Raw genomic sequence first — 23,637 nt, 5'->3', positions numbered from 1 at the left:
ACCCGGAGTGAGGTCTGGCCGGCCCGCCCCTACGGGCCGGCCGTCCGGGCCGCCGTCATGCCCATGAACCACGTGCGAAAAGGGATTCAACGATGAACCTGCTACGCAGACCTGACCGGCGGCGCGACGCGCGCCGCCTCCGCAGAGCACCCGCGCGCCTGGCGGCCATGCTGGTCGCCCTGGCGGTGGCAGCACCGCTCGTCGGCGGCGTCGCGCACGCCGCGCCCGCCACCACGTCCGCACAGGCGGCAGTGGGGTCCGTCGACGACGGCGTGCTGCGCGTCCTGCTGTTCTACAAGCCGAACTTCCACGCCTCCCACGTCCAGGCCCGACAGGCCGTGCGCGAGCTGGCGGACGACCTGGGCACCGAGTACTCCCAACCGGTCGAGATCCAGGAGACCGACGACGCCGCGGCGTTCACCACGGACAACCTCGCGACCAAGGACGCGGTGGTCTTCGCCCAGACCGGCGGCGTGCTGTTCGACGTGGACCAGCGGGCCGCGCTGGAGAGCTACATCCGTGGCGGTGGCGGCTACATGGGCCTGCACTACACCGGCTGGTCGGTGGGGCAGAGCGAGCACGACGTGAACCCCTTCTACGCCCGCCTGGTCGGCGCGGTGTCCGAGGGCCACCCGGAGGACCCCGCGGTGCGGCCGGGCCGGGTCGTGGTCAAGGACAGCACGCACCCGCTCACGCAGGGGCTGCCGGCCGACTTCACCCGCAGCGACGAGTGGTACGACTGGGTGGTCAACCCGGCACCCCACGTGCGTACGCTCCTCGAGGCCGACGAGACGTCCTACGGCATGGGGGAGAACGGCACCAGCCACCCGATCACCTGGTGCCAGGAGATCGACTCCGGCCGGTCCTGGTACTCGGGGATGGGGCACGAGGGCACGGCGTACGCCGAGGCCCCGATCCGCACGCAGATGAAGAACGGCCTGGCCTATTCCGCCGGCCTGCTGCCCGCCGACTGCTCGCCCCCGGACAAGTCCGAGCAGGGTTCCTGGAGCGGGGTCACCCCGTGGCCGCTGGTCCCGATCAACGCGGCGCTCACGTCCGACGGTCGCGTGCAGTCCTTCGGCAGCGTCTCCTCGGGCTGCACCGACGGCAGCCCCTACGACTTCGGCGGCAACTCGTGCGTCACCCAGGGCGGTCAGATGGAGATCGACATCTGGGACCCCGACAAGCCGCGCACAGCGGCCAACGTCACCACGGGGCTCGTCGAGAACACGACGTACACCGACCTGTTCTGCTCCATGCAGGTGCAGATGCCGCACCGGCGAGCCACCCTGACGGTCGGTGGTGACGACGGCCTGGGCGGCAACGCGCCCAACGACGCGTCGCTCGGCGTCACCAGCTACACGACCAACCAGGGGCTGCACAACGAGGCCCCGATGAACTACCCGCGCTGGTACCCCACGGGCACCACCCTGCCGGACGGCTCCGTCGTGGTGCAGGGCGGCAGCCTCAAGGGCGGCCCCGGTGGGCCCGGCGTGCTGACCCCCGAGATCTACACCCCGGACGAGGGGAGCTCCTGGAAGCTCCTCGAGGGCGCCACCAGCGCGGCGGCGTACGGGGACGGCGGTAACGGCAACGGTCCCGACGAGAACCGCTGGTGGTACCCGCGGGCCTTCGTCGCGCCGGGCAACGGCAACGTCTTCAACATCACCGGTACGCAGATGTACGAGCTCGACCCCTCGGGCGACGGTGCGGTGACCCTGCGCGGCACCCTGCCGGCCGAGATCGCCGACCAGGACGAGCTCGGCAACCCGGTCGGTGCCACGTCCACCGCGACCATGTACCGCCCCGGCAAGATCCTGCAGGTCGGCGGCGGCTGGTGGGCCAACGGCGGTGGTCCGGACGGGGCCCGGGCCGGCTTCACCGTGGACATCACGGGCGGCACCGACGCGCCGGTGGTCGAGGCGACGGAGCCGATGAAGCACGCGCGGCACTGGGCCACCTCCACCGTGCTGCCCGACGGCAACGTGATCGTCACCGGCGGTGCTCGCGACAACAACGGCAACGGCGGCTACGTCACCAACGCCGAGATCTGGAACCCGGACACGGGCACGTGGACCGAGGTGGAGGTGCCCTACGAGCACGCCCGCCTCTACCACTCGACCGCGCTGCTCCTGCCCGACGGTCGCCTCATGGTGGGTGGCGGCGGCACGCCGGGCCCGCGCAACTACACGGACGTGGAGTTCTACTCCCCGGCGTACCTCTTCGAGGGTGACGAGCCGGCGGTGCGTCCGGAGGTCACGGGGGTGCCCAAGAAGCTGGGCTACGACGGCACGTTCGACGTGCAGGCCGACGGTCCGGTCTCCCGGGTCACCCTGGTCCGCAACGGCTCGGTGACGCACGGGTTCAACAATGACCAGAGCTTCCAGGACCTGGCGTTCGCCCAGGACGGGGACGCCCTGACCATCGAGACCCCGGTCGACGGCACGTACGCCCCGCCCGGTGCGTACATGCTCTTCGTCTTCGACGAGGACGGCACGCCGTCCGTGGCCGACATCGTCCAGATCGACCCGAAGGTCGCGATGGACGCCCGTTCGCCGCACCTGGTCGACCAGCTCGAGTACCCGCGCATCCCGGCCGAGTGGCGTTCCGCCAACCCGCCCGCCGTCGTGGACGTCGAGCCGGGCAACGGCCGGATGTCCCCGTGGGAGGTCGACAGCACGGTCCAGCTGGTCCGCGCGGCCGAGCCCAGCCAGGGCGGCCTCGGCCGGACCGGGTACCACCTCGGGGTGGGGGACGAGGGCAGCCTGACCCGCACGCTCAAGGGTCTCGACCCGGGCCGCGAGTACCGGCTCTCGCTGCGCTACGCCCGCGACAGCCGGTCCGCCGGCACCGCACCCGGTACCGCGAACCTCTCGGTCGGCGACCTGTCGGCGACCCTGACGGCGCAGGCGGACGTGTCGTCGCAGGACAGGTTCGCGACGTACGTCGGCACCTTCGTCGCGGGGGCGCGGTCGCAGGACCTGACGGTCACCGCCGGCGACTCCGGTGCGGGCGTCATGATCGACGACCTGGTGGTCGTGGGCTCCGACCCGGGAGCTTCCGACGTGCCGGTGCACTACACGTTCGACGAGGGCGACGGGACCAGCGCGGCCAACACCGGCACGGAGATGGGCGTGGGCGCCGCCACGCTGACGGGGCTGACCGGGTGGAGCGAGAACGGCGTGCACGGTGGCGCCGTCGACCTCGCCGGTGGAGCCAACACCAACGCGGTGGACCTGCCCGACAACCTGCTCCAGGGCGAGGCGAGCTTCAGCACGTCGTTCTGGGTGAAGCCGCGGGCGAAATCCGACTGGGCGGGCCTGTTCCACCTCGGGGACGGCCTCGGGGACGGGGGCAGCTTCTTCCAGATCCAGCTGCAGACCAACGCCGCCGCCGGCGGTACGGGGCTCGCGGCGACGTTCAAGGCCAAGGGAGCCGCACTGCAGGAACGGGTCTACGCCACGCCGACCCGTGACGTGGCCGTCGACGAGTGGAACCACGTGGCGTTCACCCGCCAGGGTGCGACCGGCACGCTGTACCTGAACGGCGAGCCGATCGCGTCCCGCGACGACCTGACGATCGACATGACCGACGTCGGGCCGACGGCGAACAACTGGCTGGGGCGCAACGGCTTCCCCGACCCGGCCTACGACGGGCTGATGGACGACGTTCGCGTCTACACGTCGGCCCTGGGCGATGCCGACATCGCGGCGATGTACGCCGACGGCACCGCGGTCGCCACGACCACCACGGTCACCGTCGAGCAGGCCTCGCCGTCGCCGTTCGGCGAGCCGGTCGACGTCTCGGCCGTGATCGGTGCGGGTTCCGGTGCGGCTCCCTCGGGCGTCGCGGAGCTGTGGGTCGACGGGACCCGCATCGGCGGACAGGTCGACGTGGTCGACGGCGCGGTGCGGTTCACCGGTGTCGCCCTCTCACCGGGGGAGCACGACATCAAGGTCCGCTTCGTCGCCGACGACGGGTGGCGCGACTCCGCGCAGACCGTCAAGCACACGGTCGAGCGGCCACCGCCGGGCGAGGGGACGCCGATCCACTACGCCTTCGACGAGGGCCAGGGTACGACGGCGGCCAACTCCGGTCTCGACGGCTCGGTCGGAGCGGCGACGCTCTCCGGGGCGGCGGGCTGGACCGCGGACGGCAGGTTCGGTGCGGGGATCAGCCTGCCCGGCGGCGCGTCGGGGACGGGCAACCAGGTCGAGCTCCCCGACAACATCGAAGCGGGCATGGACGACCAGTTCAGCGTGTCGATCTGGGCCCGCCCGGACGCCCTGCCCACCTGGGTGCCGCTGCTGCAGATCGGCAGCAGCACCGACACGTTCTTCCTGCTGCAGTCCAACACCCAGACCAGCGGGGCCACCGGCTTCGCGGCGACGTTCAAGGCGCCGGGCACCCCGGGCAGCGCCCAGGAGCGTCTGGTCCTGGGCCAGGGCAACGACCTGCCGCTGAACGAGTGGACGCACGTGGTGTTCACCCAGAGCGGCTCGGTCGGGAAGATCTACTTCGACGGTGAGCTCCAGGCCACGCGCGAGGACTTCACCGTGACCATCGGTGACGTCGGCGTGGGCGGCGAGACGACGACCAACCTGATCGGTGGCACCAGCTGGCCGGACGCGCGCTGGGACGGCCTGGTCGACGACTTCCGGATGTTCGGGTACGAGCTGACCGCCGACCAGGTGGGCGAGCTGCACGCCGGAACGCCCGCCAACGCGGCGCCGGTGGGTGCCGCCGACGCCTACGGCACCGTGGAGGACGAGCCGCTGACGGTGGCGGCGCCGGGGGTGCTGGCCAACGACACCGACACCGACGGTGACGAGCTGACGGCGACAGGGCTCACCCAGCCCGCCAACGGCGCCGTCGAGCTGGCGGCGGACGGTTCGTTCACCTACACGCCCGACGCCGGGTTCGCCGGCACGGACACGTTCACCTACCAGGCGTCGGACGGCGCCGCGACGTCGGCGGCGACGACGGTGACCATCACGGTGGAGGAGGGGGAGCAGCCACCGGCCAACACGGCTCCGGAGGCGGCCGCCGACGCCTACGAGGCAGTGGGCGGGGAGCCGCTGACGCTCCCGGCCCCGGGCGTGCTGGCCAACGACACGGACGCGGACGGCAACGTGCTGACCGCTACCGAGGTGACGCAGCCCGCCAACGGCGAGGTCACGCTGGCGGCGGACGGGTCCTTCACCTACACCTCCGACGCCGGGTTCTCCGGCAAGGACGTCTTCACCTACCGGGCCGACGACGGGAAGGATCTCTCCGCGCCGGCCAGGGTGACCATCACGGTGAAGTCGCCCACGGTGACGGCGGTCGCCGGGGTGGCGCTGCCGATCGTCTACGGGACGGCGGGCACGGTCTCCGTGGCGGTGTCGCCCGATACGGCGACGGGTGAGGTGGAGCTGCTCGACGGCGACACGAGCCTCGGCAGGGCGACGATCGCGGACGGTCGGGGAACCCTCGTCCTGCCGGCCACGTCGCTCGCACCGGACACCTACGACCTCACTCTCCGTTATGGGGGTGACGCCGACCACCGTGCCGCCTCGTCGACGGTGCGGGTCACGGTGGAGAAGGTGGTGCCCACGATGGAGATCACGGCGACGAAGGCCCGCGGCAAGCAGGCGGTCATCGACGTGTCGCTGACCGCGGAGCACGACGTGCCGGTCACGGGGGAGGTGCGGGTCGCCGTCCAGGGCGGTGAGACGCTCGTCGGGGCCGTCGAGGACGGCCTGGCCAGCTTTGAGGTGGCCCGGCCCAAGGGCCGCGACCTGACGCTGACGGCGTCCTACCTCGGCAGCGAGCTGGCCCTAAGGGCGGAGACGAAGGTGACGCTCCGGGTCCAGTAGCACGTGAGAGCGGCGTGGGCCCGGAGGACGGATCCTCCGGGCCCACGCCGCGTCAACTTCGCTTCGAGACCTAGGTTGCTTCGCTTTGAGCGGGTTCAAAGCGAAGCAACCTAGGTCTCGAAGGGAACCCGGGCGTCAGTCGTCGGCCAGCGAGGCCACCACGCCCGCGCGGCTCTCGTCTTCGCTGGCGAGCACGCCGCCGTTGGCGACGATGTCGGGGGTGATCTCGCTGAACACCATGCGGACGTCCTGGCGCCGGGCGCCCAGGATCTCGACGGCACTGTCGGCCACGGCCTTGGCGAACTCGCGACGCTGCTCGAGGGTACGGCCGCGCAGCAGCTCGACGTTGATGTTGGGCATGTCTTCCCTCCGGAGGCGGTCGCAGCCGTGTTCACGGGTGCGACCTTGATTCAGTGACATGAACCACCGTACGCGTACCGCGGGACGCCGTCCATGACTTCCACAACCCAGTTCACACTCTTGACAGCAGTTCAGCAGGCTGGTTTGGTCTGCTCAGCCCTTCATCTCTCGGGAGCCACCATGAAACGCACGACAGCCGTCCGCCGCGTGATCCTGTCCGGGCTCGCCGCCGCCGGGCTCGTGGCTCTCGGGGCGACGTCCGCCATGGCCCACGTCACGATCACGCCGTCCACCACCGCGGCGGGCGCCACCACCGTCCTCCGGGTCGAGGTGCCGCACGGCTGCGAGGGCTCGGCCACGACGGCGGTCTCCATCCGGATGCCGGAGGGTGTCGCGGACGTGACCGCCTCGAGCACCGGCCGCTGGACGGTCGACCAGACCCCGGACGCCCTCACGTACACGACCGAGGAGCCGCTCCAGGACGGAGAGCACGACGAGGTCGAGCTCTCCCTGCGCCTGCCCGAGACCGCCGGGACGACGCTGGTCTTCCCCGTCGTCCAGCGGTGCGAGCAGGGCGAGGTGGCCTGGACCGAGGTCGCCGAGCACGACGAGGGCCACGACGCGCTCGACCGGCCGGCGCCCGTCGTCGTCGTGACCTCTGCCGAAGCCGGAGCCGGAGCCGGAGCCGAGACCGAACCCGGAGCCGATACCGATACCGATACCGAGACAGAGGCCGGCGCCGAAGCCGCGGGCGCGGCGACCGGCGCCGAGGAGCGCAGGCCGCTGCTCGTCTACGGTGCGGCCGGGGTCCTGGCCGCGGGCGGCCTGGCGGGCGGGGCGGTCCTGCTGCGCCGCCGCCGGAACCGGTGACCCGCAGCGGCGTGGGCCGCGGCGGCGTGCGGCGGCGCGCCGGCGGCTGGCTGCTCCTGCTCGTCGTCGCCTGCGCGCTGGTCCTCGGCCCGGCGGGGCCCGTCGCCGCCCACGCGACCCTCGTCAGCACCGACCCCGCGGAGGGCGCGGTGCTCGACGCCGCCCCCGACCGGGTCACGTTCACCTTCGACGAGTCGGTGATCGGGGTCCCCGCCGGGATCAAGGTGTTCGACGCGACGGGGGCCGAGGTGCCCTCCTCCGCCTCGGTGACCGAGTCGCAGCTCTTCGTCGACCTCGACGAGGACCAGGTCCCGGACGGCACCCTCGTGGTGCTGTGGCGGCTCGTGTCCGCGGACGGGCACCCGATCGGCGGCTCGCTGACCTTCGCCGTCGGCGCTCCCAGCGACGTGGTCGACGTGCCGGCTGGCGCGGAGGCCGACACCGAGGCGCCGGTCCTGCTCGGGCTGGTCCGCGGGACCGGCTACGTGGGGCTGCTCGTCGCTGCCGGGGTCGCGGCGTTCTCGGTCCTGTTCCTCCCGCGCGACGGGGCCGCCGACCGCTCGCGCGCCCGGCTCCGGCCGGTCGCGCGGGCGGCGGCGGGCGTCGCCGCCCTGGGCTGGTCGCTGGCCGTGCCGCTGATCGCGCTCTACCAGCTCGGCCTGCCGTTCCCGGCGGTCGCCGACGGCTCGACCTGGTCGTCCCTCGCACCCGCTGAGTACGCCGTCCCCGCCGCGGTGGTCCTGGGGCTCGCCCTGGCCGTGGGGGCGCTCCCGGCGGCGGCCCCCGGTCGGCCGCAGGCCGCACTCGTGCTGGCCGGGGCCCTGCTGGCAGTCACCGCGCCGGCGTTCACCGGCCACACGCGGGCCGCGACGCCCGAGGCGCTGGTGATCGGCGTGGACGTGCTGCACCTGGCCGCGGGAACCCTGTGGCTCGGCGGTCTGGTGGCCATCGTGCTGGTGCTCGGGGACCTCGCCCGCGGCGACGCCGGCGCGGTGCTCGGCCGCTTCTCGGCCTGGGCCGCCGGCCTGCTCGCGGTGCTCGTGCTCGCCGGGTCGTTCCTCGCCTGGCGGGTCGCCGGATCCTGGGACGCGCTCGTCGGCTCCGGCTACGGGACCCTCCTCCTCGTCAAGGTCCTGATCGCGCTCGTCGCGATCGCCCTCGCCGCGTGGAACCGGTACGCCCTGATGCCGCGCCTTCGCGCGCCCGCGCGCCGCCGCGACCGCGGGTCCCCGGCCACGCCGGTGGTGCGCACGGCGCTCGCGGAGGCGGGGGTGCTGGTCGCCGTCCTGTTCGTCACCGGAGCCCTCGTGGACCGGAGCCCGGAGGCCGACGTGGCCGTCACCTCCGTGGACGGGGCGGGGGAGAGCGCCGGCGAGTCGGTGCGGCTGGACGACGTCTCGGCGCGGATCAGCCTGGACCCGCCGCGGGTCGGGCCGGCCACGCTCACCATCACGATGACCGACGGGTCCGGCGAGCCCGTGGAGGGCTACGAGGCGCCGCAGCTCAGCCTGGCGACCGACGAGGTGGACCTCGGCGTCGTGGAGGTCGCCTCGCTCGGCCCGGGTGTCTACGCGGGCGAGGTGGTGCTGCCGACCGGAGGGGAGTGGACGGTGCAGGTGTCGCTGCGCACCACGGAGTTCGACAACCCGGTGCGTACGGTGACGTTCCGCGTGCCGGGGCCGTGAGCCGCGGGCCCGGCCGGCTCAGCCGAGCAGCTGGTCCGCGGCGACGGACAGCCGCACCTCGTCCCCGGCGACGGCGGCGATCTGGTCCGCCTCGACGTAGCGGTGGCCCGTGAACAGCCCGCCGGCATCGACCCGGACGTACCCGAGCCGGGCGAGCCGCTCCTGGGACATCCGGCTCAGGCCGGTGCCCGAGTCGAACGTCTCGGCGACCCAGCCGAACGGGTCGCCCGCCGCCTCGGACGGCCGGTCGGCGGGTGCGGTGCTGCGGCCGGCGGTGTGCACGTGGCCGACGGTCCCCACGGTCTCGCCGTCGGCGTCGACCACCGTCATCCCGGTGGTGACCTCGCGGATGGGTCCCTCGGGCGCTGCGAACTCGGTCATGTTCCGTCTCCTCTCGGCGTCCTCCCACCGTTTCGGAGGTGCGCCGCAGTCGCACCCGGGACGTGCGGGGCGGGCGGGAGTGACGTGCACCACGTACCGGTTCTCGGCCCTGGCTTGACGCGACCCGGCGAGCCATTAGGTTAGGTCAGGCAAACCTAAGTTATGGTGCGCTGTCCGGCTCGGCCGGCGTGCGTCGTCCTGCCCGAAACCCTCCCCGAGGAGCCTCCCGTATGCCCGCACGCCTGCCCGCAGTGCCGCAGCCAGCGACCATCGCTCCCGCGCTCGGCGCGCGGCACGACACGACCGCGCTGCTGCGCGGCGCCACCGCGAGCAGCTACGCGGACACGGTCCGCGAGGTGGCCGACGACGTCGCCGCCCGGCTCTCCGCCGTCACGCAGCCGTTCTCCGGCGCCGCCCCGTCCGAGCTCCGCGCGCTCGTGGACGCCGTGGACCTCGACGGTCCGGCGTCGGGCACGCGCCAGGCCCTGCGCGAGGCGGGCGACCTGTACGCGCAGCACGCGATCTGGTTCCACGAGCCCACCTACGCGGCGCACCTGAACTGCCCGGTCGCGCTGCCCGCCGTGGGCGCGGAGACGATGCTGGCCGCCATCAACACCTCGGTCGACACCTACGACCAGTCCACGGTCGCCACGTTCATGGAGCGCCGGCTGATCGAGTGGACGGCCGGCCGCATCGGGTTCGCCGTCGACGGTCCGGGAACCCAGGGCGGTGCCGACGGCGTCTTCACCTCCGGCGGCACCCAGTCCAACTTCCAGGCGCTGTTCCTGGCGCGCGAGCAGGCGCGCACCGCCGGTGTCGCCCTGGAGTCGATGCGCATCCTCGCGACCGGCGTCAGCCATTTCAGCATCGCCAAGTCCGCCCTCCTGCTCGGCCTGCCCGACGGCGCCGTGGTGGCCGTCGGCACCGACGCCGAGGGGCGCCTGAGCCCGGACTCCCTGGCCCAGGCCCTCGTCGACGTCGAACGCGCCGGCGACACCGTGATCGCCGTCGTCGCGACCGCCGGCACCACCGACCGTGGCTGCATCGACCCGCTCGGCCCGGTCGCGGACCTGTGCGACGCCGTCGGCGTGTGGCTGCACCTCGACGCCGCCTACGGGTGCGGGTTGCTCGTGAGCCCCACGCGCCGCCACCTCCTGGACGGCATCGAGCGCGCCCGCAGCGTGACCGTCGACTTCCACAAGGCGTTCTTCCAGCCCGTGTCCTCCAGCGCGCTGGTCGTCCGCGAACGAGCGGACCTCGCCCCCGTCGCCTGGCACGCCGACTACCTCAACCCGCGGGCGAACGCCGAGCCCAACCAGGTCGACAAGTCCCTGCAGACCACGCGCCGGTTCGACGCGCTCAAGCTCTGGGTCACGCTGCGCGCGCTGGGGGCCGACGGGATCGGTGCGATGGTGGACGCCGTCTGCGACCTGGCCGCCGCCGTGCACCACGATCTCGCGACCGACCGCGACTTCCGGGTCGTGGGGACCACCGACCTGTCCACCGTCCTGTTCCGGTACGAGCCCGACGGGCTCGACCCCGAGCACGCGAACGCCCTCGTGCCCCAGGTGCGGCGGGTGCTGTTCGACTCGGGCCGCGCCCTGGTCGCCAAGACCGTGGTCGACGGCCGCCCCTGCCTCAAGCTGACGCTGCTCAACCCCGACGCCACGCTCGCCGACATCCGCGGCGTGCTCGAGCTCGTCCGCTCCGCCGCCCACGGCCTGCTCGCGGGGGAGGCGCTCACGGGCATCGACGAGCCGCCGTGCCGTGCCGTGCATCCCCGGCTCGCCCGGGCGGAGGGGGACGCCCGATGAGGACCTACGACCTGCTCTGCGTCGGCATCGGCCCGTTCGGCCTCGGCCTCGCGGCGCTCGCCGAGCCCCTGGACGACGTGGACGCCGTGTTCCTGGACCAGCGCGACGGGTTCTCCTGGCACGCCGGGATGCTGATCGAGGGCACCACCCTCCAGGTCCCGTTCCTGGCCGACCTGGTGACGATGGCCGACCCGACGTCACCGTACTCGTTCCTGGCGTGGCTCAAGGCGACCGGGCGGCTGTACCAGTTCTACATCCGGGAGTCGTTCTACCCGCTGCGTGCCGAGTACGACGCGTACTGCCGCTGGGTGGCCGAGCAGCTCCCGGCGCTGCGCTGGGCGCGGCGGGTCACGGGCGTCGTACGGGTCGCCGACCCCGGCGCACCCGGCGGCTATCTGTTCGAGGTGACGGCCGAGACGCCCGGCGGCGTCGAGAAATACTGTGCCAAGCACCTGGTGCTCGGCACCGGGACGCAGCCGCGCCTGCCGGCCCCGCTCGACGGCCTCGACGGCGCCGGCCCCGTGGTGCACACGAGCGACTACCTGCCGCGCCGGCAGGAGCTCGCGGCGGCCGGTTCCGTGACGGTGGTCGGCAGCGGGCAGTCCGCGGCGGAGGTCTATCGCGACCTGCTGGACGGCTGCGGCACCGGGGCGGGGGAGCACCGCCTGGACTGGGTGACGCGATCGCCACGGTTCTTCCCCATGGAGTACACCAAGCTGACCCTGGAGATGACGTCGCCCGAGTACACGGACCACTACGTGGCCCTGCCCGCCGAGGTGCGTGACGTGCTGGGCCGCGAGCAGCGCAACCTCTACAAGGGCATCAGTGCCGACCTCGTCGACGACATCTACGACACCCTGTACCGCAGGTCGGCCCTGGGCGCCGAGGTGCCGACCACGCTCCTGTCCGACACCGAGGTGGTCGCCGCCCGGTTCGACGCCTACGGCGCTGACGGCGCGGGGGAGTACGTGCTGAGCCTGCGCCACGCCCAGACCGGCACGACGGCGGAGCACCGCACCCGCGCGCTCGTCGCCGCGACCGGCTACGCCGCCGCCGTGCCCGAGTTCCTCGCGCCCGGCCTGGTCAACCTCGACCACCGCGGCCGGTACGCCGTCACGCGTGGCTACACCGTCGACGACGACCGCCGGATCCACGTGGTCGGCGGCGAGGAGCACACGCACGGTGTCACCGCGCCGGACCTCGGGTTCGGCCCCTGGCGCAGCTCCGTGATCCTCGCCGACATCACCGGACGCCGGCCCTACACGACCGAGCGCCGGATCGCGTTCCAGCAGTTCGGCCTGCCGGACGCCCACGCCCTGGAGGCCGTCCGATGAGCGCTCCCACCACCGTGCACGCGTTCGCCACCAGGACGCGCCTCGGCGAGATCACGCTCGAGCCCGTGGTCCCGGTGCGGGACGCCGAGCTCGTCCAGGGCTGGCTGGCCCACCCCGCCGCGTCCTCCTGGCAGATGGGCGAGCTGCGTGTCGACGAGGTGCGCGAATACCTGGCCGGCCTCCAGGCCGCCCCGCACGAGGCCGCCTGGCTCGGCCGGCTCGACGGCGAGCCGGTGTTCCTCACCGAGACCTACGACCCGGCCCGCGTGCTGCTCGCCGACGTCCACGACGCCCGGCCCGGCGACCTCGGCATGCACCTGCTCGTCGCCCCGCCGGACCCGCCCCGGCACGGCCTCACCGACGCCGTGATGACCGCCGTCATGCGGTTCTGCCTGTCCGACGGGGGACGAGCCGGCGCGGGCCTGGGCGCCACCCGGGTCGTCGTCGAGCCCGACGTCGGCAACCGGAAGATCGCCGCCAAGAACGCCGCCGCCGGCTTCCGCGTGCTGCGCGAGGTCGACCTCGGCCGCGGCGCCCACGCCAAGCGCGCCGCCCTGAGCGTCGCCACCCGGGCCGACTTCGCGGCCTCCGCACTCGGTACCGGTCCGCTGCCCGGCTCCAGCCTGCTCGCCACGCACCTGACCGCCGAGCACATGGAGCACGCCCACCGGCACCTCGTGGCCAAGGCGCTCGCGGAGCTCGCGCACGAGCGGCTTTTCCAGCCCGAGCCCGACGACGCGCCCGGCGCGCCACCGGACGGCTACCGCCTCGCCCTCGACGGCGTCACCTACCGGTTCACCGCCCGCCGGTACGCCCTGGAGCACTGGGTGGTCGACCCGGCGTCCGTCCGGCGCACGGCCACCGCCGGGATGCGCGGCGACGTCGCCCTCCCCGTCGACGCGCTCGAGCTGGTCGCCGAGCTGCAGCCCCTGCTGCAGGTGCCGGACGGCCTGCTCGCGACCTACCTGGAAGAGCTGTCCGCCACCCTGGCCGGTGCGGCCGCGAAGCGGGAGCGCGAGCTCGACGGGCACACCCCGTCGGTGAGCGGGCTGCTCGAGGCGATGCGGGCCGCGTCCGGCACCCGGGCGGTGGCCGAGACATTCCAGCAGGTCGAGGCCGCGATGTCCGAGGGGCACCCGGGCTTCGTCGCGAACAACGGCCGCATCGGGTTCTCCCTGAGCGACTACCGCGCCTACGCGCCCGAACGGGGCGAGCGCATGCGCGTGCTGTGGCTCGCGGCCCGCCGTGCGCACACCCACCTCGCGCTCGCAGCCGACCAGACCGAGGCGGGCCACTACGGCACCCCGGGCGTGCCCGGCGAGCTGTCCGACGCCGAGCGGGCCGCCTTCGCCGACCGCCTCGCCGCCCGCGGCCACGACCCGGCCGACTACCTGTACCTGCCGGTGCACCCCTGGCAGTGGGAGCACCGGGTCGCCATCACCTTCGCCGCCGACGTCGCCCGCGACGACCTGGTGCTGCTCGGGCCCGGGTCGGACGAGTACCAGCCCCAGCAGTCGATCCGCACCCTGTTCAACCGCACCCGCCCCGAGCGGCACTACGTCAAGGTGGCGCTCGCGATCCAGAACATGGGGTTCCTTCGCGGGCTCTCGCCGGCCTACATGCGCGCCACCCCGGCGATCAACGACTGGGTGGCGGACCTGGTCGCGGGGGACGCGACCCTGCGCACCGCCGGGTTCGGCGTGCTGCGCGAGGTGGCCGCCGCCGGCTACACGGGCGACGTGTACCACCGCGCTCCGCTGCACAAGGGGCAGCCGAACCCGCACCGCAAGATGCTCGCCGCCCTGTGGCGCGAGTCGCCCGTTGCAGGGCTGGCGGCGGGCGAGCGGCTCGTCACGATGGCGAGCCTGCTGCACCGCGACGCCGGCGGGGTGTCGTTCGCGACCGCCCTGGTCCGGGAGTCGGGCCTCTCGGCGGAGCAGTGGCTGCGCGCCTACCTCGACGCCTACCTGTACCCGCTGGTGCACTGCCTGCTGCGGCACGAGCTGGCGTTCATGCCGCACGGGGAGAACCTCATCCTCGTGCTGCGCGACGGCGTGGTGCGGCGCACCCTCATGAAGGACATCGGGGAGGAGGTCGCCGTGCTCGGCGACCGGCCCCTGCCCGAGCGGGTCGAGCGCATCCGGGCGGCCGTCGACGACGAGGAGAAGGCGCTGGCCGTCTTCACCGACGTGTTCGACGGCGTGCTGCGCCACCTGTCCGGCATCCTCGCCGAGGACGGGGTGCTGGACGAGGAGCGGTTCTGGGCGCTCGTCGCCGAGACCATCGACCGGCACGCCGCCGAGCACCCGGACGTGTCCGGCTCCGGGGCCCGCGCGCACCTGGGCGTCGACCTGCGGGCCGCCCGCTTCGCGCACTCGTGCCTGAACCGCCTGCAGCTGCGCAACACGCTGCAGATGGTGGACCTCGCCAACCAGTCGGAGTCCCTGATCTACGCGGGTACGCTCGCCAACCCGGCCGGCAGGCCGACCGGGCGGCGAACGGAGAGATGATGGAGAACGTGGACTTCGACCTGTTTCGTGACGACCTCGGCATCCCGCACGTGCGGGCCGCCTCCGAGACCGCGGTGGCCTACGGCCAGGGCTGGGTGACCGCTCAGGACCGGGGGCTGCAGATCGAGGCCGACCGCATGCGGGCCGAGGAACGGTTCGCCGACGTCGCCGGCGCGGCCGGCGCCGCCTGGGACCGGTTCGCCGCCCGGGAGCGGCTGGCGGAGACGGCCCGGGCGATCCACGACGCGCTGCGACCGCCGGAGCGGGCCTGGCTGGCCGCGTACGCCGACGGCGTGAGCGCCGGCCTGGTCGCCGGCGGGCGGGACGTGCCCGAGCTGGCGGGCGTGCCGCACCGGCCGTGGGCGCCGTGGACGCCCATCGGGGTGTTCCTCGCCACCCACGTGCTGTTCAACGGTTTCCCGAACGTGCTGTGGCGTGCGCACGTCGCCCGGCGCCTGCAGGTGCCGGGCGTACCGCTGGAGCGGGTCCTGGAGCTCTTCGGGGCGGACGCCGGGGCGACCTCCGGCTCGAACGCGTGGGCGGTGCACGGCTCGTTCACGGAGTCGGGCAGCCCGCTGGTGGCCGGCGACCCGCACCGCACGCTCGAGCTCCCCGGGCCCTACCAGCAGGTCCGGCTCGTGTGCACCGACCCCGCGGCCCCGTACGACGTGCTCGGGTTCGCCTTCCCCGGTGTGCCCGGCATCCCGCACTTCGGCCACGCCGTGTCGCCGGGCGGGTCGTCCGTCGCGTGGGGCATCACCAACGCGCTGGCGCACCACGTCGAGGTCGTCGCCGACGGCGCCGACAGCGCCGGACCGGGCACGTGGCGCCTGCACTGGCCCGCCCGCGAGCAGGCCGACGTCGGAGTCGCGACCTGGCGCGGCCTGCTGCACGCCCGGACCGCGCGGGACGTCACCGACGCGTTCCGGGGGTGGGTCGACCCGGTCAACCGGGTGCTCGCCGCGGACAGCGCCGGCGACGTGCTCAGCATGACCGCCGGCAAGGTGCCCGCGGTGGCCGACCGTGCGCTGCCGGCCGTCAAGCCGGCGGACGGGTTCGTCGACCTCCCGGCGCCGACGCCCGTCACCGAGGTCGCCGTCGACGCGAACGAGCGGCCCAGGACCCAGCCGTCCGCCGAGCTGGACGGCCGCCCGGGACCCGGTCCGCGTGACGCGCGCCCCGGCCGGGAGGCCCACGACCTGGGCTGGTCCTACGCCCCGCACCGCGCGGAACGGATCCGGCAGCTGCTCGCCGCGGCGTCCGGCCCCGAGTCGCCCGAGACCCAGGCCAGGATCCACGGGGACACCCGCGACCTGGGGGCGGACGGTCTCGTCGGGCACCTCGCGCACGACACGTCCGCGGCCGCCGGCCGCCTGCGCGCCTGGGTGGCGCGCGGCGCGCACGTCGACGCGGACTCCTCCGACGCCGCCCTGTACATGCGGTGGCGCGACACCCTGGCCCGCCGCCTCGCCGCGCATCCCGTGCTCGCGCCCCTGCACGAGCCGCACGGGCACGACCCCGCGCTCGCCGCGGTGCTGGGCGTCGCGCTCGACGTGCCGACGGCGGTCGGTGCCGGGCTCGCGCGCCTCCTCGCGGCCGACTGGCTGGGTATCGATACCGCCGCCGAGGCGAGCCGGGCACTGACCGAGGCCGGCAGCCCCGGGGACGCCGCCGGCCCGTCCACCGCACCGGACGAGTCGACCTGGGGCGACCTGCACGTCCCCGACCCGCTGCGCCCGGTGCCCGGCGGGCCGGCCGGCCCGTCCCACGAGGTGGCGCACGCCGCGGTCTCCGGGAACAACGAAACCGTCCGCTGCACCGGCGGCTCGCCGGGCGTCGCCCCCACCGCCTACCGGGGCTCCGTCGCCCGCTACGTGTGGGACCTGGCAGACCGCGCGAACAGCCGCTGGGGCGTGCCCTTCGGCGCCGACGGCCACCCCGGCAGCCCGCACTTCGACGACCAGCACGCCGCCTGGGCCGACGCGGCCACCACCCCCGTCGTCACCGACTGGGACCGCCTCCACCCCGTGGACACGACCCTCCGGCTGCTCAACGGGGCACGCGGCCAGGAGGTCTGGCGCCGGGACTTCGGCGCCGACGGCCTCATCACCGTGCACCTGGTGGACCCCGACACCGACGCCGACGTGCTGCACGACTGGTTCAAGGAGCCCCGTGCCACGTACTGGGGCATGCGCGAGCACACGCGCGACGACGTGCGGGACACCTACGCGTTCGTCGAGTCCCTGCCCACCCACCACGCCTACCTCGTGCGGTGGGACGGCGAGCCCGTCGTGCTCGTCCAGGCCTACCTCCCCGAGCACGACCCCGTCGCCACCGCCTACGACGTGCAGCCCGGAGACCTCGGGATGCACTTCTTCCTCGGCAGCCGCGGACCCACCGCACGGCACGGCTCGCCCGACGACCCGTGGACCGTGCTCGGGCCCGCCATGTGCGAGTTCCTCTTCGCCGGCCCGGGCACCCGGCGGGTCGTCGGCGAACCTGACGCGAACAACCAGAAGGCCCTGGACCGCATGGTCACCCTGGGCTTCACCGCCGGCGAGCGCGTCGCGTACCGGTCGCCGCAGGGCCCCAAGGAGGCCCGGATGGCCTACCTGACCCGCGAGCGGGCGCTCGCGGGCGGGGTGGTCGGCTAACGTCGCGACATGCCGAACGAACCGACCGCCGCGTCGACCACCGCACCGACCACACCGACCACCGCACCGTCCGCTCAGCCGTCCGCCGGCGACACGGCGGAACGGGGGCGGCGCACGCTGCTCGTCCGTCCGCCGTCCGCCCACCTGGCCGACGGCGAGCTCACGCACCTGGACCGCGTCCCGGTCGACGCCGACCTGGCCGCCGAGCAGTGGCAGCGGTACGTGGAGGTGTTCCGCGGGTTCGGCTGGGACGTGCGCACGGTCCCCGCGGCCGAGGGCCATCCCGACGGGGTGTTCGTGGAGGACGCGGTGGTCGTGTTCGACGACCTCGCCGTCCTGACCCGGCCGGGCGCGCTGTCCCGGCGCGGTGAGGTGGCGTCCGTGCGGCCGGTGGTCGAGGCGGCCGTGCGCGAGAGCGCGCAGATCACGGAGCCGGGAACGCTCGAGGGCGGCGACATCCTCAAGGTGGGCCGCACCGTCTACGTCGGGCGCACCGCGCGCACGAACGCCGAGGGTGCGGCCCAGCTCCGCGCACTGCTCGCACCGCGCGGGTGGCGCGTCGTCGAGGTTCCCGTGACCCGTGCGCTGCACCTGAAGTCGGCGGTGACCGCCCTGCCCGACGGCACGGTGATCGGCTACGAGCCGGTCGTCGACGACGTCAGCCGGTTCGCGGACTTCCTGCCGGTCCCCGAGGCGGAGGGCAGCGCCGTCGTCGTGCTGGACGAGACCACCGTGCTGCTGTCCGCTGCCGCTCCCGGTACCGCGGAGCTGCTGCGCGAGCGGGGTCTGACGGTGCTCACGACGCCGGTCACCGAGTTCGAGAAGCTCGAGGGCTGCGTGACGTGCCTGTCGGTGCGGGTGCGCTGAGGGCGGGTACTGCCGGACCGATGGCTGTGACGCAGGTCACATCACAGGAAGGTGCTTACCCAAAGTAACAAGTTGCGGCCAGCGGGATAATGAACCCGATGCCTCAAACAGCCGACAGTTCGAATCGATCCGATCCTTCGTCCGAGCGCAGCACCTTCGCCTCGATCCGTCGTCTCCGTCCCTACGTCCGCACCGCCCTGCCCCGCCTGGTCGGCGGGCTCGTCGCGTCGCTCGGCGCCAGCCTCATGGCGCTCGCCATCCCCGCCGTGCTCCGGTGGGTCACCGACGGCCCGCTCACGGCGGGTGTCCGCGAGCACGACTGGTCGGGCCTGATCTGGTCCGTCGTGCTGGTCGCCCTGCTCGGCGCGGGGGAGGCAGGCCTGATCCTGCTGCGCCGCACCCTCGTGATGTTCCCCGGCACGCGGGTCGAGGCCGCGATGCGCATGGCACTGTTCCGGCACCTGCAGGACCTGCCGGTCTCGTTCCACGACCGCTGGCCCGGCGGACAGCTGCTGAGCCGCATCATGGGCGACCTCGGCCTGCTGCGCCGCTGGCTCGTGTTCGGCATCCTCCAGCTCGTGGTCAGTTTCGTGACCATCGTCGTGGGTGTCGGCCTGCTCATCGCCACCGGCGGCTGGCTCGGCATCATCTTCCTGTGCGGCGCGATCCCGGTGACCCTCCTGGCGTTCCGGTTCTCCCGCAAGTACCGCAAGATCTCCCGGCTGTCGCAGGACCAGTCCGGCGACCTCGCCACCACCGTCGAGGAGTCGGTCCACGGCATCCGCGTGCTCAAGGCGTTCGGCCGCGGCCCGGACGCCCTCGACCAGTTCACCGACCAGGCCGAAGGGCTGCGCGAGACGGAGATCCGCAAGGCGACGACCGACGCGGGCCTGACCGTCGCCCTGCGCGTCATCCCCGAGGTCACCCAGGGGATCGCGCTCGTCGTGGGTGCCTACCTCGTGGCCCAGGGCGACATGACCCTCGGCACCCTCGTCGCGTTCTTCGCCACGGCCGCCGTCATCAACGGCCCCGTCGTCGACCTCGGTATGACGCTGTCGATGACGCTCAACGCGCGCACCGCCGTCGACCGGTTCTTCGAGGTCATGGACACCACCAACCCGATCACGGACCCGGCGGCGCCCGCCGACGTACCCGTCGTCACCGCGGGCGCGGCCGGCACGGCGGGCGGGCACGTCGCCTTCCGCGACGTCACGTTCCGCTATGCCGACGCCGCGCGCCCCGTGCTCGACCACGTCGACCTGGAGCTGCCGCCCGGCACCACGACCGCGCTGGTCGGCCTCACCGGCTCCGGCAAGTCGACGCTCGCGATGCTCCCGCCCCGCCTCTTCGACGTGACCGACGGCGTCGTCGAGGTCGACGGCGTCGACGTGCGCGACATGACCCGCGCCCAGGTGCGCGAACGGGTGGCTGTCGCCTTCGAGGACCCGACCCTGTTCTCCGCGTCCGTCCGGGACAACGTGCTGCTCGGCGTCTCCGACACCCTGCCGCAGGCCGAGCGCGAGGCGCTCATGACCCAGGCCCTCGAGGTCGCCCAGGCGCAGTTCGTGCTCGACCTGCCCGACGGCGTGCGCACCCGCATCGGTGAGGAGGGCCTGTCCCTGTCCGGCGGCCAGCGGCAACGCCTCGCCCTGGCCCGGGCCATCGCGGCCCAGCCCCGCGTCCTCGTGCTCGACGACCCGCTGTCCGCGCTCGACGTCACCACCGAGGAGGCCGTCACCGCCCGCCTGCGGGACGTGCTCGTGGCCACGACGACCCTCGTCATCGCGCACCGACCGTCCACGGTCGCGCTCGCCGACCGGGTGGCCGTGCTCCAGGGCGGCCGGATCACCGCCGTCGGCACCCACCACGACCTCCTCGCGAGCGACCCGCACTACCGGTACATCATCTCCAGCCTCGAGGACGACTACGAGGCGCACGACCACGGTCCCGAGCCGGATCGGGAGCCGGATCGGGAGCCGGGTCCGGAGCCGGGGCCCGACCGGACGACGAACCCCGACGAGCGCGACAAGCAGAGCCAGGAGGCGCTGTCATGACGGCAACCACCCAGCCCACCACCGGCCCCGCCGACCGCCGCCGTCCCACCGACGCCGCCGCCGACGACGAGACGAGCCTCGGCAAGGACGCCTCACGCGGGGTCCGGCGACGGTCCATGCACCTGCTCGGCGACCTGCTGCGCCCGCACAAGAAGGCCCTCGCCTGGGCCGCCGTGCTCGTCGTGGCCTCCACCCTCGGTCAGGTCGCCGGACCGTGGCTCGTCGCCGTCGCCATCGACCAGGTCGTGCCCTCCCTCCAGGACGGGTCCGTCACCCCGCTGGTGCTCACCGGCGCCGGATACCTCGGCGCAGCCGTGCTCGGCGGCGTCGCGGCCGGTGCCTACGTGCGGGCCGCCGCACGCATCGCGCAGGCCGTGCTGCTCGACCTGCGGCGCCGCGTCTTCCGCCAGACCCAGCGCCTCTCCCTCGAGTTCCACGAGTCGTACACGTCCGGCCGCATCATCTCCCGGCAGACCTCCGACCTGGAGGCGCTGCGCGAGCTGCTCGACGGCGGCCTGACCGGCGTCGTCTCGTCGCTCCTGCTGATGGTGTTCACCTTCGTCAGCCTGCTGCTCATCGACTGGCGCTCCGGCCTCCTGCTCGCCGCCGCGTTCTTCCCCGCCTGGCTGCTCACCCGCTGGTTCCAGCGCATGTCGCAGCGCTTCTACCGCGAGCAACGGACCGCATCGGCCCGGCTCATCGTGAAGTTCGTCGAGACCATGACCGGCATGCGAGCCGTCCAGGCGTTCCGCCGCGAACCCACCACCGAGGCCGACTACCGCCAGCTCGGCGAGGACTACCGCGACGCCAACCTGCAGATCTTCGGCGTCAACGGCCGGTTCCAGCCGGGCCTCATCCTCATCGGCAACATGACCGTCGTCGCGGCGCTCGCGGTGGGTGGCTGGCGGGTGCTGGAGGGCGCGCTGGACGTGGGTGTCCTCGCGGCGGTGCTGCTGTACTGCAAGCGGTTCTTCCAGCCCGTCCAGCAGCTCGGGATGTTCTACAACTCGTTCCAGTCGGCCACGGCCGCGCTGGAGAAGGTGTCCGGCCTGCTGTCCGAGGAGCCCACCGTCACCGAGCCCGCCGACCCGACGCCGCTGCCGAAGGCGGACGGCCGGGCCCGGGGCGAGCTGCGGCTGGACCACGTGCGGTTCCAGTACGGCGACGGCCCGGTGGTGCTGCCCGACCTGGACCTCACGATCCCCGGCGGGCAGACCGTCGCGGTGGTGGGTACCACGGGTGCCGGCAAGTCGACGGTGGCCAAGCTGGTCACCCGGTTCTACGACGCGTCGGCCGGTGCCGTGCGGCTGGACGGCGTGGACGTGCGCGACCTGGCGTCGACCGAGCTGCGTCGAGCGGTCGTCATGGTCACGCAGGAAGCGTATCTGTTCAGCGGTTCCGTGCGGGAGAACATCGCGCTCGGCCGGCCGGGCGCTACCCAGGAGGAGATCGAGGCGGCGGCGCGGGCGGTGGGCGCGCACGAGTTCGTGCTCGACATGCCCGACGGGTACGACACCGACGTGAACAAGCGCGGCGGACGCGTGTCGGCCGGGCAGCGGCAGCTGCTCTCGTTCGCGCGGGCCTTCCTCGCCGACCCGGTGGTGCTGGTGCTCGACGAGGCGACGTCCTCGCTCGACATGCCCGGTGAGCGGCTCGTGCAGCGCGGTCTGCAGACGCTGCTCGCCGACCGGACGGCGATCATCATCGCGCACCGCCTGTCCACGGTCGCGATCGCGGACCGGGTGCTCGTGATGGAGCACGGGCAGGTCGTCGAGGACGGCACGCCCGACGAGCTGATCGCCGGCAACGGGCAGTATGCGCGGCTGCACGAGGCCTGGCAGGACTCACTGGTCTAGCGGGTCCGGCTGGTCCGGCGGCTCCGACAGGCCGTCGGCGATCGCGGAGAGCGCACGGTCGAGCTCGGCGTCGGTCACACCGCCGAAGCCGAGCACGAACCCGGTCAGGTGCGCGCTGCGGCAGTACTCCGCGAGCAGCTGGAGGTCGAAGCCGGCGGCCCGGGCACCCGCCCGGGCCGCCCGGGCGGACGCGGGGCCGGTGAGCCAGGTCGAGTACATCCCGGCCAGCGGCCCCGCGAGCTCGGCGTGCGGCGCCATGGCGGCGGCGACGCGCGGCGCGCGGTCGGCGTAGACGCGGCGTGCGGTGCGCACGACCTTGTCGGCCCAGCCGTCGCGCAGCAGGGTGAGCAGCGCACGCTGGGTGGGCCACGGCGGGGTGTCGTGGGTGACGGCGCGGCGCCGGACGAGGATCTCGTGGGCGGCCGGCGGGGCGACGAGCCAGCCCAGCCGCAGGCTCGGGCTCACCGACTTGGACGCCGTGCCGAGGTAGGCGACGCGTGACCGGTCGAGGGCCGCGAGGGCGGGGACGGGGGCCACGTCGTACCGGAACTCGGAGTCGTAGTCGTCCTCCACCACCACGGCGTCGGCCTGTCGGGCGGCGGCGAGGAGCGCGAGCCGGTCCGCTGCGGGCATGACGCGACCCAGCGGGTGCTGGTGGGCGGGCGTGACGTAGGCGGCGGCGCAGCCGGCCAGCCCGATGACCGGTGCGAGCGCGGGATGGTCGACGACGGTGCGGCCGGCCGCCCGGACCGTTTCCACGGCCGCGCGGTAGCCGGGGTCCTCCACGAGGACGTCGCCCGGACCGAGCGCCCCGAGGAGCTGGCGCAGGCCGTCCGTCGAGCCGGTCGTCACGAGGATCTCGTCCGGCTCGACGGTGAGGCCGCGGGTGCGGGCCAGCCGCTCGGCGAGGGCGTCGCGCAGCTCGGGGAGGCCGCGCGGGTCGGGGTAACCGCGTGGCGGTCGGGTGGCGGAGACCTCGCGCCACGCCCGCTTCCAGCCCGCGGCGTGGCGCGGGTCGATCCAGGGCGTGCCCGCGTCCAGGCGGACGTACGACGGCTCGCGTGTCGCGGGCCGTGGCGGGGGAGCGGGTGCCGGGAGCGCCTCGCCGGACGCGACGAACGTGCCCGACCCGCGCCGGGTCTGCACCCAGGACTCGGCCAGGAGCTGGTCGTAAGCCTGCTCGACGACGGCGCGCGCCACGCCGAGGTCGGCCGCCAGGGCCCGGCTGGAGGGCAGACGGTCGCCCGTGGTGAGCGTGCCGTCGGTCACCAGCCGGCGGACGGCGGCCGCGAGCTGTGCGGGGAGCGGTTCGGGTCGCGTGCGGTCCAGGTGGACGGGGAGCATGGTCGTCTCCGGTGGGCGCCAGCAAAGTGGCTTGTTCGATCGGCGGCAAA

At 73.8% G+C, this 23,637-nt stretch carries 13 protein-coding genes; 10 read left to right on the top strand and 3 right to left on the bottom strand.

What is annotated here, in order from left to right; translation table 11 throughout:
- The first annotated feature begins 92 nt into the window (after positions 1-92).
- Positions 93-5,858: a LamG-like jellyroll fold domain-containing protein gene (locus tag ACFSL2_RS04885; protein ID WP_377196763.1), complete on the top strand. Its 5,766-nt coding sequence runs from the start codon at positions 93-95 to the stop codon at positions 5,856-5,858.
- Between the two features lie 135 nt (positions 5,859-5,993).
- Here ACFSL2_RS04885 and ACFSL2_RS04880 read toward each other — a convergent pair whose 3' ends face one another.
- On the bottom strand, positions 5,994-6,218 hold the full coding sequence (locus tag ACFSL2_RS04880) for a tautomerase family protein (protein WP_377196762.1): 225 nt from the start codon (positions 6,216-6,218) through the stop codon (positions 5,994-5,996).
- Positions 6,219-6,398: 180 nt separating this feature from the next.
- Here ACFSL2_RS04880 and ACFSL2_RS04875 point away from each other — a divergent pair, with 180 nt between their 5' ends.
- Both ACFSL2_RS04875 and ACFSL2_RS04870 read left to right on the top strand, forming a co-directional pair.
- The gene (locus ACFSL2_RS04875) at positions 6,399-7,088 is read left to right on the top strand and encodes a YcnI family protein (protein ID WP_377196761.1); all 690 of its coding nucleotides are present in this window, start codon (positions 6,399-6,401) and stop codon (positions 7,086-7,088) included.
- Entirely contained in the window at positions 7,085-8,773 is a 1,689-nt protein-coding gene (locus ACFSL2_RS04870; RefSeq protein WP_377196760.1) for a copper resistance protein CopC, read from the top strand. Before ACFSL2_RS04875 ends, ACFSL2_RS04870 begins: the two co-directional genes overlap by 4 nt.
- Positions 8,774-8,791: 18 nt before the next feature.
- Here the strand turns inward: ACFSL2_RS04870 and ACFSL2_RS04865 are convergent, their stop codons facing one another.
- Positions 8,792-9,154 (bottom strand): hypothetical protein, encoded by a 363-nt coding sequence (locus ACFSL2_RS04865; RefSeq protein ID WP_377196759.1) that lies wholly within the window; start codon positions 9,152-9,154, stop codon positions 8,792-8,794.
- Between the two features lie 230 nt (positions 9,155-9,384).
- Here ACFSL2_RS04865 and ACFSL2_RS04860 point away from each other — a divergent pair, with 230 nt between their 5' ends.
- The 7 genes from ACFSL2_RS04860 to ACFSL2_RS04830 all read left to right on the top strand — a co-directional run bounded on the left by ACFSL2_RS04860 (position 9,385) and on the right by ACFSL2_RS04830 (position 22,243).
- Positions 9,385-10,968, top strand: coding sequence for a pyridoxal phosphate-dependent decarboxylase family protein (locus ACFSL2_RS04860; protein ID WP_377196758.1), 1,584 nt, complete (start codon positions 9,385-9,387; stop codon positions 10,966-10,968).
- Entirely contained in the window at positions 10,965-12,302 is a 1,338-nt protein-coding gene (locus tag ACFSL2_RS04855; protein ID WP_377196757.1) for a lysine N(6)-hydroxylase/L-ornithine N(5)-oxygenase family protein, read from the top strand. Before ACFSL2_RS04860 ends, ACFSL2_RS04855 begins: the two co-directional genes overlap by 4 nt.
- A complete protein-coding gene (locus ACFSL2_RS04850; RefSeq protein ID WP_377196756.1) occupies positions 12,299-14,812 on the top strand; it encodes a GNAT family N-acetyltransferase in 2,514 nt (837 codons plus the stop codon). The genes ACFSL2_RS04855 and ACFSL2_RS04850 overlap by 4 nt, the downstream gene beginning before the upstream one ends.
- Positions 14,812-17,466, top strand: a complete 2,655-nt coding sequence (locus ACFSL2_RS04845) for a GNAT family N-acetyltransferase (RefSeq protein ID WP_377196755.1) — start codon at positions 14,812-14,814, stop codon at positions 17,464-17,466. Before ACFSL2_RS04850 ends, ACFSL2_RS04845 begins: the two co-directional genes overlap by 1 nt.
- 9 nt (positions 17,467-17,475) lie before the next feature.
- Positions 17,476-18,333: a dimethylargininase gene (gene ddaH, locus ACFSL2_RS04840; RefSeq protein ID WP_377196754.1), complete on the top strand. Its 858-nt coding sequence runs from the start codon at positions 17,476-17,478 to the stop codon at positions 18,331-18,333.
- Between the two features lie 98 nt (positions 18,334-18,431).
- Complete coding sequence (locus ACFSL2_RS04835) at positions 18,432-20,387, top strand: ABC transporter transmembrane domain-containing protein (RefSeq protein WP_377196753.1); 1,956 nt, start codon at positions 18,432-18,434, stop codon at positions 20,385-20,387.
- A complete protein-coding gene (locus ACFSL2_RS04830) occupies positions 20,384-22,243 on the top strand; it encodes an ABC transporter ATP-binding protein (RefSeq protein WP_377196752.1) in 1,860 nt (619 codons plus the stop codon). Before ACFSL2_RS04835 ends, ACFSL2_RS04830 begins: the two co-directional genes overlap by 4 nt.
- On the opposite strand, the gene pdxR is transcribed toward ACFSL2_RS04830, so the two are convergent.
- Positions 22,232-23,587 carry a MocR-like pyridoxine biosynthesis transcription factor PdxR gene (gene pdxR / locus ACFSL2_RS04825; RefSeq protein ID WP_377196751.1) on the bottom strand — a complete coding sequence of 452 codons (1,356 nt, stop codon included), beginning with the start codon at positions 23,585-23,587 and terminating at the stop codon, positions 22,232-22,234. The two genes, ACFSL2_RS04830 and pdxR, sit on opposite strands and share 12 nt — an antisense overlap.
- Between the last annotated feature and the right edge of the window lie 50 nt (positions 23,588-23,637).

Origin of the sequence: Promicromonospora aerolata (assembly GCF_042682255.1) — a bacterium.
Lineage (GTDB): Bacteria > Actinomycetota > Actinomycetes > Actinomycetales > Cellulomonadaceae > Promicromonospora > Promicromonospora aerolata.
This window is presented reverse-complemented; position numbering and strand designations above follow the sequence as displayed.